Here is a 13,187-nt window from a genome sequence, read left to right as displayed (position 1 = left end):
TCAGAGCGCCACGATCGCCGCGCTCTCCGGCGGCAACTCGATGCCGTCGCGCATCACGGTGACGCCCTCGGACGTGGCGAGCAGCACGCGGCGTACCACGCCGGGCAGGTTGATCCGCTGTGCCCGGCCCGCCAGGTTCGCCACCACGAGCGTCTCGCCGCGCCGCATCACCAGGAACCGGTCGCCGTGGCGTACGTCGACCCGGTCCAGCCGGGGGTCGGACAGGTCGGCCCGGGAGCGGCGCAGCGCGATCAGCCGCCGGTAGAGGTCGTACGTCTCGCGGTGCTCCGGCTTGTCCAGCTCGGCCCAGTCAAGCCGGGACCGCAGGAACGTCTGCGGGTCCTGCGGGTCGGGTACGTCGTCGGTGGCCCAGCCGTGGTCGGCGAACTCGCGTCGGCGGCCGGTCGCGACCGCCGCCGCGAGTTCCGGCTCGGGGTGGCTGGTGAAGAACTGCCACGGCGTGGAGGCCGCCCACTCCTCCCCCATGAACAGCATCGGCGTGAACGGCGCCGTCATCAGCAGCGTCGCGCCGACGCGCAGCAGGCCGGGCGACAGCGTGGCGGAGATCCGGTCGCCGGTGGCCCGGTTGCCGATCTGGTCGTGGTTCTGCAGGTACGCCACGAAGCGGTGGCCGGGCGTGCGCTGCCTGTCGACCGGGCGGCCGTGACTGCGGCCCCGGAAGCTGGACCAGGTGCCGGCGTGGAAGAAGCCGCCGGTCAGCACGTCGGTGAGGCACTCCAGGGAGCCGAAGTCGCCGTAGTAGCCCTGCCGCTCGCCGGTGAGCAGCGTGTGCAGCGCGTGGTGGGCGTCGTCGTTCCACTGGGCGTGCAGGCCGTACCCGCCCGCCTCGCGGGGCGTGATCAGGCGCGGGTCGTTGAGGTCGCTCTCGGCGATCAGCGACAGCGGCCGTCCGAGGTGCGTCGACAGCGCCTCGACCTCGGCGGCGACCTCCTCCAGCCAGTGCACGGCCCGGCCGTCCGGCATGGCGTGCACGGCGTCCAGCCGCAGCCCGTCGACGTGGTAGTCGCGCAGCCAGGTCAGCACGCTGTCGGCGATGTAGCGGCGCACCCCGTCGGAGTGCGGGCCGTCCAGGTTGACGGTGCGGCCCCAGGTGTTGCTCTGCTCGGTGAGGTACGGCGCGAACCGCGGCGCGTAGGCCCCGGAGGGCCCGAAATGGTTGTAGACGACGTCGAGGATCACCCCCAGGCCCTTGGCGTGGGCGGCGTCGACGAACCGTTTCAGGCCGTCCGGGCCGCCGTACGGCTCGTGCGGGGCATACCAGCAGACGCCGTCGTAGCCCCAGTTGTACTCGCCGTTGAACGCGTTGACGGGCAGCAGTTCGACCATGTCGACGCCGAGGTCGACCAGGTGGTCGAGCTTCGCGATCGCAGCGTCGAACGTGCCCTCCGGGGTGAACGTGCCGATGTGCAGCTCGTACAGCACGCTGCCGGGTAGTTGCCGGCCGGTCCAGGCGGCGTCGGTCCAGCCGAACGCGGCGTGGTCGTAGAGCCGGCTGGGCCCGTGCACCCCGGCCGGCTGCCAGGCCGAGCGCGGGTCCGGCAGGGCCTGCTCGTCGTCGTCGAGCAGGAACGCGTAGTCGGTGCCCGGCCCGGCGTCGGGCACCTCGACCCGCCACCAGCCGTCCGGCCCCTGACGCATCGCGTGGTCGGCGGCGCCGGGCAGGCGCAGCCGCACCCGGGCGGCCTCGGGCGCCCACACCGTGAACTCGGTCATGCGGCGGCCTCCACAGAGTCGGTGGGTGCGAGGAGGGCGACGGGATAGGTGCTCAGCAGATCATCCAGGAGCAGCTCAGAACCACTGTAGACCCGCCCGGTGAACAAGTCGGTGCACTGATGAACGGGAAGTGACACCGTCGTGTCCCGCCAGCCGCCGGAGCGGGCCAGCCGCAGCGGCAGCCGGGTCGCCACCGCCACCGCGCCGCCCCTGTCGAAGGCCACCGCGTGCGCGGCGGCCGGGCCGCGCGCCGGCACCGGCCGGTAGCCGCCGAACAGGTCCGGGCGGTCGCGGCGCAGCCGCAGCGTCCGGGACACCACGAGCAGCTTGGCCGCGCCGTCGTCGGCCACCGCGGGCCGCCATCCGGCGTCGAGCCGGGCCAGCATGTCCCGGCGTACGGCGAAGTCGACAGGCCGCCTGTTGTCCGGGTCGACGAGCGAGTTCTCCCACAGCTCGGTGCCCTGGTAGACGTCGGGCACACCGGGCATGGCGAGCTGCACCAGCTTCTGCCCGAGCGCGTTGGACCAGCCGGGCGGGGTGATCTCGGCGGCGAACGCGGTGATCTGGGCGTGCAGTTCCGGATCGTCGTACATCCGGTCGACCAGGGCGTGCATCTCGTGCTCGAAGGATGGGTCCGGGTCGGCCCAGCTGGTGGTGACCGACGCCTCCCGGGCGGCCTTCTCGGCGTACCCGTGCAGTCGTTCCCGTTCGATCGGCCACGCCCCGACGGCGGTCTGCCAGAGCAGGTGGGCCAGCGCGGGGTCGGCCAGCGGCGCGCGGGACATCCAGTCGGCGACCCGCTCGGACCAGCGGCCGGGCATCTCGGACAGCACCGCGAGCCGGGCGCGGACGTCCTCGCCGCGCTTGGTGTCGTGGGTGGAGAGCGCGGTCATGCTCGCCGGCCACCGGACCTGCCGGGTGGCGGCGAACCGGTGCAGCTCGGCCGCTGGTACGCCGAAGTGGGCCGGGCTGCCGCCGACCTCGTTGAGGGCGACGAACCGGCTCCACCTGTAGTACGCGGTGTCCTCCACGCCCTTGGCCATGACTGCGCCGGTGAACTGCGGGAACCGGGCGGCCAGCTCGTGGCCGGGGTCGCGCAGCCGGGCGGTGACCGCGTCCAGCACGCCGATCAGGTCGGGACGGCGGCGGCCTGCTTCGCTGCGGGCGGCGGCCAGGTGCCGGGCGCCCTCGGGCGGGTAGCCGCGGTAGACCGGGAAGCAGGCGGCCAGCTCGGCCAGGGTGGCGCGGACCTGCTCGCCGGGCAGCTCCGGCACGAGCGCGGCCAGCCGGGTCAGCTCGGCGGCGAGCAGCCGGGTGGCGGCCTCCAGCTTGGTGGCGTGCGTCAGGTCGGCCCAGGACGTGTGCCGCCCGGTCAGCCGGCCGTCCAGAGTGGTGAACTCCGGTTCGGCGTCCGGGTCGACGAAAAGCCCGGACACGGCGGCCAGCGCGTCGTAGCCGGTGGTGCCGTCGACCGGCCAGTCCGGCAGGTCCTCGCCGTACTCCAGGATCTTCTCCACCACCAGCCAGCTCGCCGGTGCGGCGGCGCGCAACCGGGCGAGATAGCCGGCCGGGTCGCGCAGCCCGTCCGGGTGGTCGACCCGGATGCCGTCGGCCTCGCCGGCGGCGACCCAGCGCAGGATCTCCGCGTGGGTGGCGTCGAAGACCTCCGGGTCCTCCACCCGCAGGCCGGCCAGGTCGGACACGGCGAAGAACCGGCGGTACGTCAGCTCGGCGTCGCCGCGCCGCCAGTTCACCAGCTCGTAGTGCTGCCGGTCGTGCACCTGCCGGGGAGTGCCGTCGCCGGTGCCGTCGGCGACCGGGAAGCGGTGCTCGTGGTAGCGCAGCTCTCCGTCGACGAGCTTCAGGTCGTCGAGCGCGTCGGCGGTGTCGGCGAGCACCGGCAGCAGCAGCCGTCCGCGGTCCCAGTCGATGTCGAACCAGCGCGCGTACGCCGATTCGCGTCCCCGCCGCAGCACGTCCCACCAGGCCGGGTTGGCCTCGGGCCGGGCCACCCCGGCGTGGTTGGGCACGATGTCCACGACCAGGCCCAGCCCGGCCGCGCGCAGCGCCCGGACCAGCCGCGCGCGGGCGGCCTCGCCGCCGAGCTGCGGGTTGACCGTGCGGTGGTCCACCACGTCGTAGCCGTGCGTGGAGCCGAGGGTGGCGGTGAGCAGGGGCGCGGTGTAGAGGTGGGTGACGCCGAGCGCGGCGAGGTAGCCCGCCAGCTCGGCCGTGGCGTCCAGGTCGAAGCCGGGACGCACCTGGACCCGGTACGTCGAGCGGGGGGTGTCGGGCATCGGTCAGGCCGTCCTCTCCAGGACCAGCAGCGAACGGTCCGGCACGCAGACCGTGCCGCCCGCCTCGACGAGCGTCGTCTTCTCCGGATCGGGTTCCGCGGTGCTGATCACCAGCTCCCACCGGGTGCCGAACTCCTCGCCGGGCAGCGTGAAGTCCAGCGGCGCGTCGTGCGCGTTGAACAGCAGCAGGAACGAGTCGTCCCGGTGGCGCTGGCCGTACTGGCCGCGCTCGCCGATGCCGTCGCCGTTGACGAACAGGGCCACCGAGCGGCCGAAGTCGTTGCCCCAGTCCTCGCCGGTCATCTCCCGGCCGTCCGGGGTGTACCAGGCCAGGTCCGGCAGTCCGGACCCGGCGGCCCGGCCGCCCACCGGCAGGCCGGTGAAGAACCGGCGGCGGCGGAACACCTGGTGCCGGTTGCGGAACTCGGTGAGCCGGCGGACGAAGTCCAGCAGCTCGGTGTCGGCCCGGTCCCAGTCGACCCAGGCGATCTCGCTGTCCTGGCAGTAGGCGTTGTTGTTGCCGCGCTGGGTGCGGCCCAGCTCGTCGCCGTGGCCGAGCATCGGCACGCCCTGGGACAGGATCAGCGTGGCCAGGAAGTTGCGCCGCTGCCGGTCGCGCAGCACACGTACGCCCGGGTCGTCGGTCTCCCCCTCGACGCCGCAGTTCCAGGACCGGTTGTGGCTCTCCCCGTCCCGGTTGTCCTCGCCGTTCGCCTCGTTGTGCTTGTCGTTGTAGGAGACCAGGTCGGTGAGCGTGAACCCGTCGTGGCAGGTGACGAAGTTGATGCTGTGGAACGGGCGGCGTCCGTCGTCCTGGTAGAGGTCGGCCGAGCCGGAGATGCGGGAGGCGAACTCGGCGAGCGTGGCCGGCTCGCCGCGCCAGAAGTCGCGGACGGTGTCGCGGTACTTGCCGTTCCACTCGGTCCACTGCGGCGGGAAGTTGCCGACCTGGTAGCCGCCGGGGCCCACGTCCCACGGCTCGGCGATGAGCTTCACCCGGCCGACCACCGGGTCCTGCTGCACCACCTCGAAGAACGTGGACAGGCGGTCCACCTCGTAGAACTCGCGGGCGAGCGTGGCCGCCAGGTCGAACCGGAAGCCGTCGACGTGCATCTCGGTGACCCAGTAGCGCAGCGAATCCATGATCAGTTGCAGTGAGTGCGGGCTGCGGACGTTGAGGCTGTTGCCGGTGCCGGTGTAGTCGACGAAGTAGCGCCTGTCCTCCTCGGAGAGGCGGTAGTAGCTCGGGGTGTCGATGCCCTTGAAGCTGAGCGACGGCCCGAGGTGGTTGCCCTCGGCGGTGTGGTTGTAGACCACGTCGAGGATGACCTCGATGCCGGCGGCGTGCAGCGCCTTGACCATGCCCCGGAACTCCTGCACCTGCTGGCCGAGGCGGCCCAGCGCGGAGTAGCCGTGGTGCGGGGCGAAGAAGCCGATGGTGTTGTAGCCCCAGTAGTTGCGCAGCCCCAGGTCGGCCAGGCGGTGGTCGTGCACGAACTCGTGCACCGGCATCAGCTCCACCGCCGTCACGCCGAGCCGCTTGAAGTGCTCGATCATCACCGGTGAGGCGATCGCCGCGTACGTGCCACGCAGCTCCTCCGGGATGCCCGGGTGGCGCATGGTCAGGCCGCGCACGTGCGCCTCGTAGATCACCGAGTGGTGGTACGGGGTGCGCGGCGGCCGGTCGTTGCCCCAGTCGAAGTACGGGTTCACCACCACCGACTTCGGCATGTACGGCGCCGAGTCGGCGGTGTTCATCCGGTCCGGGTCGCCGCCGACCTCGTAGTCGTAGACCGACGGATCCCAGGTGATCTCCCCGTCGACCGCCTTCGCGTACGGGTCGAGCAGCAGCTTGTGCGGATTGCAGCGCAGCCCCTCGGCCGGGTTCCACGGCCCGTGCACCCGGTAGCCGTAGCGCTGGCCGGGCTCGACCCCGGGGATGTAGGCGTGCCAGACGTACGCGTCGACCTCGCGCAGCTCCACCCGCCGCTCGGTGCCGATGTCCCACTCGTCGAACAGGCACAGCTCGATCTTCTCCGCCACCTCGGAGAAGATCGCGAAGTTGGTGCCCATCCCGTCGTACGTGGCGCCGAGGGGGTAGCTCTCGCCCGGCCAGACCTGCATGTCGCTCCTTCGGCCCATGATCGTGAGCGCACCGGACAGGGGGAACCGCCGATGCGCACGCCGGTGATGCCCAGTCGTACCCGCCGTCAATCCACCCGTTCGGACCGTAACCGAATCCGCCCTCGTGCGAACGGATAGACGTTCGGGTGTCATCCGTCACGATCGCCCTTTTCGAGATGCGGACCGGCGGCGGATGGACTTTCCTGGATCCGGGCCCACGCGCGCGCGGGCCCGCCCGGCCGTTCGGCCACCCCTCACCACCGCTCGACGCCGCCACCGAAGCCGGCGTGCCTCACCATGCATGGACGGAGATCCACGTGACCACTCTGCGGGTCGGCGCTCAGCCCGCCACCGCGACGGACCGGCTCCACCGGCCCACCCTCACCTCCCGCCCGGCGCCCCCGTCGCCGGCCGGGTCCGCGCCCCGGACCCGGCGCATCCTGATGCTGTCGTGGGAGTACCCGCCGGTGCTCGTCGGCGGGCTCGGCCGCCACGTGCACGCGCTGTCAGTCGCCCTGGCCGCCGCCGGGCACGAGGTCACGGTCGTCACCCGCCACGCCGAGGGCGCTCCCCTGGAGGAGTACGCCGACGGCGTCCGCATCGTCCGCGCCGCCGAGGACCCGGTCACCTTCCCCCTCGCCACCGGCTCGCTGCTGGCCTGGACCATGGCGTTCAACCACACCCTCACCCGGGCCGCGCTGCGCGCCGCCTCCTCCGGCTCGTACGACGTCATCCACGCCCACGACTGGCTCGTCGCGCACACCGCGATGACGCTGCGCGAGCACCTGGACGTGCCGCTGGTCAGCACCATCCACGCCACCGAGGCGGGCCGGCACCAGGGCTGGCTGCCCGAGGAGATGAACCGCACCATCCACGGCGTCGAACACTGGCTCGCCGGCGAGTCCGGCCGCGTGATCGTCTGCTCCGGTTACATGCGCGACGAGGTGGGCGCGCTGTTCGGCGTGGACGCCGCCCGCGTCGACGTGGTCCCCAACGGCGTCGAGCCGCACCGCTGGCGGGTGCCCGCGTCGGCGGTCGCCGCCGCCCGGGCCCGGTTCGCCGCCGACGGCCCGCTGGTCACGTTCGCCGGCCGCCTGGTGTACGAGAAGGGCGTGCAGCACCTGCTGGCCGGGCTGCCCCGGCTGCGCGACCGGCACCCGGGCCTGCGCGCGGTGATCGTCGGCGACGGGCCGTACAAGGCGGAACTGGAGGCCGAGGTGCACCGCCTCGGGCTGGGCGCCACTGTGAGCATGCCCGGGTTCCTCGGCGGCACCGACCTGCCCGCCGTCATGGCCGCCTCGGACTGCTTCGCGGTGCCGAGCATCTACGAGCCGTTCGGCATGGTGGCGCTGGAGGGGGCCGCCGCGGGCGCGCCGCTCGCCGTCGCCCGTACCGGTGGGCTGGCCGAGATCGTGGAGCCGGGCGTCACCGGGATGACGTTCGCCCCGCACGACCCGGACGGCCTCGCCGAGGCGGTGCACGCGCTGCTGTCCGACCGGGACCGGGCGCGTGCGCTCGCCCGGCGGGCCCGCACCATGGTGCACGAGCAGTACGGCTGGGCGGCCATCGCGTCCCGCACGGCTGCCGCGTACGCCGCAGCCATCGCCGGCGACCCGGCGTTCACCGCGGCCCGCGCCCAGCACCGCATGGCACACGGCCACCCCACGCCGCGCGTCCCCGAGGGCAACCTCCTCACCGCCGCCGGCTTGAGGTAAGGAAGGGCCCCCTATTAACGCCTCAGGTAGAGGAAGGGCCCCTTATTAACGCCCCCGCACCCCGGACGCACGACGAAGGCCGCCGACCCGAGAGGGTCGGCGGCCTTCGTCGTCCGCGTGTTAAAAGGGGGCCCCTCGTCTACCTGAGGCGTTAAGAAGGGGCCCTTCCTTGCACGCTCAGCGCTGGGCGGCGGGGACGTAGTCCCGCTCGGTGGCGCCGGTGTAGATCTGCCGCGGGCGACCGATCTTGGTCTCCGGGTCGTTGATCATCTCGCGCCACTGCGCGATCCAGCCGGGCAGCCGGCCGAGCGCGAACAGCACCGTGAACATCTTCGTCGGGAAGCCCATGGCCTTGTAGATCAGGCCGGTGTAGAAGTCCACGTTCGGGTAGAGCCGCCGGGACACGAAGAAGTCGTCGGCGAGCGCGATCTCCTCGAGCTGCACCGCGAGGTCCAGCAGCGGGTCCGGCTTGGCCATCCGGCCGAGCACGTCCTGGGCGGCCTTCTTCACGATGGCGGCGCGCGGGTCGTAGTTCTTGTAGACCCGGTGCCCGAAGCCCATCAGCTTCACGCCGTCCTGCTTGTCCTTCACCTTCTGCACGAAGGAGCGGACGTCGCCGCCGTCGGCCTGGATCTTCTGGAGCATCTCCAGGACGGCCTGGTTGGCGCCGCCGTGCAGCGGGCCGAACAGCGCGTTCACGCCGGCCGAGACCGAGGCGAACAGGTTGGCGTTGCTGGAGCCGACCAGCCGCACGGTCGAGGTGGAGCAGTTCTGCTCGTGGTCGGCGTGCAGGATGAACAGCATGTCCAGCACCCGGGCGACGACCGGGTCGACCTCGTACGGCTCGGCCGGTACGCCGAACGTCATCCGCAGGAAGTTCTCGACGTAGCCCAGCGAGTTGTCCGGGTACAGCAGCGGCTGCCCGATCGACTTCTTGTACGCGTACGACGCGATGGTGGGGACCTTCGCCATCAGCCGCACCGTGGACATCTCCACGTGCTCGGAGTCGAACGGGTCCAGGCTGTCCTGGTAGAAGGTCGAGATGGCGCTGACGGCCGAGGAGAGCACGGCCATCGGGTGCGCGTCGCGGGGGAAGCCGTCGAAGAAGCGGCGCATCTCCTCGTGCAGCAGCGAGTGCCGCCGGATCCGCTCGCTGAACTCGGTGAGCTGCGTCTGGGACGGCAGCTCGCCGTAGATCAGCAGGTAGGAGACCTCCAGGAAAGAGGACTTCTCGGCCAGCTGGTCGATCGGGTAACCCCGGTACCGCAGGATGCCGGCATCACCGTCGATGTAGGTGATGGCGGACGAGCAGGACGCGGTGTTCACGAAACCGGGGTCGTACGTGGTCATCCCGGTTTCCTTGAGCAGCTTGCTCACCCCGATCCCGGCGGGGCCCTCAACCGCGGACTGCACCGGCATCGACAGCTGCCCACCGGGGTGGTCGAGCTTGACTTCCGTCATCTGTTCCTCGCTTCGCCGGCAAGATCTTCGTTGAATTGCCTTCGCTTCTACCGTAATCACGGCGCGGAGAACACCGCTCGTCATGGTTTGAGGGTGAGGTGTGCGTCACCTGTTTCCCGGCCAGCCGGTCCGGAAACCGGATGGGAGCGCGGCCATGGGCATGTTCGGGAGGTCCGTCACGACAGCGTGAGCCGCCGCAGCGTCCCGTCGTCGCCGACCCGGTAGAGGTCGAGCCGGTTGGCTCCGGCGGCGAACAGACGGTCGTCGGCGAGCAGCGCGGCGAACCGCCGCCCGGCGGCGTCCGGGGGCACCACGGGCACCACCGCGCCGACGGTGCCGTTGACCGCCACGGCGAGCCGGGTGCCGTCGGGTACGCCGTCCGGCACGGTGCCCCAGACCATCGCGGGCAGCCCGCCGCCGGCCGGGTCGACCGCGTCGAACGCGTCCCGGTTCGCCACCGTGGCGGTCCCGGCGACCGGCACGTCACCGACCCGGGTGCCGACGAGCGGGTCGACGGGAGGCGGCGGGAGCGGCGCGGGCACACCGCCGTTGACGGTGACCGGCTGGCCGGGGCGGTCGTAGAAGCGTTTGTCGGCCCGTTCGCGCGGGGCCGCCTTCGCCGACCGGCCGTCCATCCGCCAGGGCACCCGCATGTGCGTCTCGTCGGCGATCGTGGGCAGCAGGTCGACGTGCTCCCAGTTGCGGTCGTCCACCCGTCCGGCGCGCTGGCCGGGTTCCTTGACGAACATCGGCACCCAGGCCACCTCGTTCGCGGCGTGGTCGATGGCGTCCATCCCCCGGCCCTGCCAGTCCCGGCGGAAGCTGACGCCGTGGTCGGCGGTGACCATAACCAGCGCCTGGTCGTAGAGGCCGGTGGCGCGCAGCGTCCGCAGCGTCTCGCCGATCAGCCGGTCGGTGTAGCCGAGCTGGGCGAGGTGCCGGGCGCGGGCCAGGTCGACCCAGCCGGTGCCGTCGTTGGGCAGGTCGTCCGGCGCCGCGTAGTGCGCTCCGGACGGCAGGTACGCCCACGGCGAGTGCGGCATCAGCAGGTGCAGGAAGTGCAGCGTGGGCCGGGTGTCGGGGCGCAGCCCGGCCAGGAACGAGGTGAACCGGGCCGGCTGGTTGTCATCCAGGGTGTCCCAGCGGAACTTCGGGTCGTCAGGCACCGGCTCGGCGGCGTCCAGCCCGGCCTCGGCGGCGGTCCGCTCGCGGTAGGAGTCCTCCGGGTCGATCCGGCTGTCCACCGGCGCGGCGATCCGTCCGAGCAGCCGGCCGCTCTCCCGGACCAGCACGCCGAGCCCTTGTTCCGGGGTGGTGGCCTGCTCGCAGCGGCTCGGCGGGCAGAGCCGGGTGATGCTCTCCTCGGCCTTGATCCGGTAGAGGCCGCCGAGCGCGGTGAACAGGTTGTCCGGGTACTGCGAGTAGTGCGGCGCCGCCCCCCGCTCCGGGTAGCGCCCGGTGAGCATCGCGGGCAGCGCGTAGGGCGTCCAGCCGCTGACGCCGGTGGCGTTGCGGTACCACGTCGAGCCGCCGGCCAGTGCCGCGAAGTTCGGGTAGCGCTCGGCGTCGATCCGGCCGTCCGGGCCGAGCAGGGAGACGAGCGGCAACTCGTCCAGCACGATCATGACCACCGGCGGGTGCGCGCCCGCGCCGGCCACACCGGCCGCGCCGCCCTCGCCGCGCGGCAGCACCACCGCCGAGGCGGGCGAGGCGAACAGGAACAGCCCGACGAACACCAGCGGCCCGGCGGCGGCGACCCGCAGCACCCGCCGGGGCGCCCGCCACCGCCGGTGCGCGGCCGCGCCGGCGGCTCCGGCCACACCGGCGACAACGAGCAGGGGTACGCCCCGAAGCGGCGTGACGTGCCGGCCGACCTGGACCGCCAGCGCGGCGAGCAGCAGGCCCACGAACACGGTGTGCACGGCGGCCCGGGTGAGGCGTCCGGCGAACAGCGCAAACGCGCCCAGCAGCGCGAACAGCGCTGTCGGCGCGAGCGCGATCAGGGCGACCAGCAGCAGCACGTCGGCCCGGGAGGCGCGGTGGAACAGGAAGAAGTCGGGGCTGCGGCCGAGCACGTCGAGCAAGGGCTGGGTGACCACCAGCCCGACCAGCGCCACCACCTCGGCCAGCCGGGCCGCCTCGGCGCGCCACCACTGCCGGCGTTCCCGCCGGACCGGGACGGCCGTGTGGTCGCGGGGTGGCGCGAGGGTGTCCTCAGCCACCCACCACCACCTGGTAGAGCGTGCGGGTGCCGGACGGCAGCTCGGTCCGGGCGACCACCCGGCCCCGGCGCGCGAGCAGCGCCTCGAAGACGTCGCGCCGGTAGTCCGGGAACAGGCCGTCGGGCTTGTTCGCCAGCAGGCGGCGGGCCATCAGGTCGTCCGGGTGGACGAACTCCACCACCAGGCTGCCGCCGGTGACGGTGAGCACGGTGAGCTGGTCGAGCACCTCGGGCAGCGGCACGTTGCGCCCGATCGCGAGGTGGTGCACCACGGCCAGGGCCAGGACGGTGTCCGCGCGGGCCCGGTCGGCGAACGCGGCCCGCTCGACGCCGCGCCAGCCGCCGCCCGGGGACGGGTCGGCCAGGTCCATCACCAGCGGCAGGATCCGTGTCTCGCCCTCCTCGCGCAGCGCGCGGTAGAGCGTGTCGACGACCGCCGGGTCCTGCTCGACGGCGACGACGTGCGCGGCGTGCCGGGCGGCGATGCGGGCGTACCGGCCGTCGTTGGCACCCAGGTCCAGCGCCGAGCCGCCACCGACGGCGGCCATCGCCCGGTCGACGAACTCCTCCTTGGCCTGCCGGTCCGGCACCGAGTACGCGCAGGTGCGCTGGTAGTCCGACCAGTGGCTGTCGCCGGGCCGGTGGTCGAGCCGGCGGACCAGCTTCGTCAGCCCGCGTACCGTGGCCAGCGCCAGCTCGCGGGAGAACCCGGCGGCGCGCAACTGGGCGCGGACGTCTGTGGTGCTCGCGGCGGAGTTGCGGGCCTGCATGGCGCCGTGCAGGTGCACGTGGGTGGGCACGCCGGCCCGCCAGCGCCGGGTGCCGCCGAACAGCCGGCGCATCTGGTCCGGTTCGACGCCGTCGACGCGGGCGCGCAGGAACGGCTGGAAGTCCAGCCCGAGGTGGGCCTGGATGAGCAGCGGGTAGAGCAGCGTCTGGCAGAACTGCCGGTAGCCGGCCCAGGGTTCGCCGTCGCGCAGTGCCTCGAACGAGCCGACGTCGATGAAGACCGGCCGGGCGCCGCGCCACTGCACGTTGTACGCCGAGCCGTCCTTCGTGGTGAAGCCTGCTTCCAGGGCGGCGCGCAGCACGTCCAGGTGCAGCAGCGCCGCGTCGCGCAGCATCGCGGACGACCACTCGTAGGGGTGCGAGACGAACGGGATCCGCTCGTGCCGCAGCACCGTGGTCCAGGGCGCGTCGACAGGGGTCGGGGTCAGTTCCTCGGTGCCGACGATCTGCCCGGTGCTGGTGGCGTGCCGGAAGAAGTCGGTGACGGACAGCGCCCGCCAGTCCCGGGCGGAGCGCTCGTCGAGCCCGCGCAGCACCTCCTCGCCCCGGTGGAACACCCGGTTGCCGGGGTCGCGGAAGGAGCCGGGCTCGACGCGGACGCCGGTGGCGGGGATCGTCACGCCGCCGGGCCCTGGTCGGAGGGCTGACGCCGGAACCGGGACACCAGGCGGCGCCAGTAGAGCTTGGCGGCCACCGCCACCCCGGCCACCCCGCCGACCACCGCCTGCACGATGAGACTGCCGGATCCCGCGTCCAGGTAGGCCAGATGCGTCACGGCTGCTTTTCCTTCCCTCGCCGGTCATCGGAGCACGCCCGGAATGCGAGCTTTGTTGCTCGGAGCCGGAC

The 13,187-nt window shown here is 72.7% G+C and carries 8 protein-coding genes; 1 reads left to right on the top strand and 7 read right to left on the bottom strand.

Annotated features, from left to right (window positions below; genetic code table 11):
- From treZ to glgX, 3 genes are read right to left on the bottom strand one after another with little or no spacing between them, the layout of a single operon-like run.
- Positions 1–1,734 (bottom strand): malto-oligosyltrehalose trehalohydrolase, encoded by a 1,734-nt coding sequence (gene treZ, locus FB454_RS25565; protein WP_013477019.1) that lies wholly within the window; start codon positions 1,732–1,734, stop codon positions 1–3.
- Complete coding sequence (gene treY / locus FB454_RS25560) at positions 1,731–4,031, bottom strand: malto-oligosyltrehalose synthase (RefSeq protein ID WP_145823661.1); 2,301 nt, start codon at positions 4,029–4,031, stop codon at positions 1,731–1,733. Before treY ends, treZ begins: the two co-directional genes overlap by 4 nt.
- Before the next feature lie 3 nt (positions 4,032–4,034).
- The gene (glgX, locus tag FB454_RS25555) at positions 4,035–6,155 is read right to left on the bottom strand and encodes a glycogen debranching protein GlgX (RefSeq protein WP_145823660.1); all 2,121 of its coding nucleotides are present in this window, start codon (positions 6,153–6,155) and stop codon (positions 4,035–4,037) included.
- Between the two features lie 317 nt (positions 6,156–6,472).
- Between glgX and FB454_RS25550 the strand changes: the two genes are divergently transcribed.
- Positions 6,473–7,870, top strand: coding sequence for a glycosyltransferase family 4 protein (locus FB454_RS25550; RefSeq protein WP_145823659.1), 1,398 nt, complete (start codon positions 6,473–6,475; stop codon positions 7,868–7,870).
- Positions 7,871–8,047: 177 nt separating this feature from the next.
- Here the strand turns inward: FB454_RS25550 and FB454_RS25545 are convergent, their stop codons facing one another.
- From FB454_RS25545 to FB454_RS35050, 4 genes are all read right to left on the bottom strand, one after another.
- Positions 8,048–9,331 (bottom strand): citrate synthase, encoded by a 1,284-nt coding sequence (locus tag FB454_RS25545; protein ID WP_013286008.1) that lies wholly within the window; start codon positions 9,329–9,331, stop codon positions 8,048–8,050.
- A 176-nt stretch (positions 9,332–9,507) separates the two neighbouring features.
- Entirely contained in the window at positions 9,508–11,553 is a 2,046-nt protein-coding gene (locus FB454_RS25540) for a sulfatase-like hydrolase/transferase (protein WP_145823658.1), read from the bottom strand.
- Entirely contained in the window at positions 11,546–12,961 is a 1,416-nt protein-coding gene (locus tag FB454_RS25535; RefSeq protein ID WP_145823657.1) for a methyltransferase, read from the bottom strand. Before FB454_RS25535 ends, FB454_RS25540 begins: the two co-directional genes overlap by 8 nt.
- Positions 12,958–13,116, bottom strand: coding sequence for a hypothetical protein (locus tag FB454_RS35050; RefSeq protein ID WP_013286005.1), 159 nt, complete (start codon positions 13,114–13,116; stop codon positions 12,958–12,960). Before FB454_RS35050 ends, FB454_RS25535 begins: the two co-directional genes overlap by 4 nt.
- Between the last annotated feature and the right edge of the window lie 71 nt (positions 13,117–13,187).

Source organism: Micromonospora sp. CNZ297 (assembly GCF_007827625.1).
This window is presented reverse-complemented; position numbering and strand designations above follow the sequence as displayed.

Bases quoted from the DNA above. Each gene is read 5' to 3' on its own strand.
- treZ (WP_013477019.1), bottom strand. From the start codon at position 1,734: ATGACCGAGTTCACGGTGTGGGCGCCCGAGGCCGCCCGGGTGCGGCTG.
- treY (WP_145823661.1), bottom strand. From the start codon at position 4,031: ATGCCCGACACCCCCCGCTCGACGTACCGGGTCCAGGTGCGTCCCGGC.
- glgX (WP_145823660.1), bottom strand. From the start codon at position 6,155: ATGCAGGTCTGGCCGGGCGAGAGCTACCCCCTCGGCGCCACGTACGAC.
- FB454_RS25545 (WP_013286008.1), bottom strand. From the start codon at position 9,331: ATGACGGAAGTCAAGCTCGACCACCCCGGTGGGCAGCTGTCGATGCCG.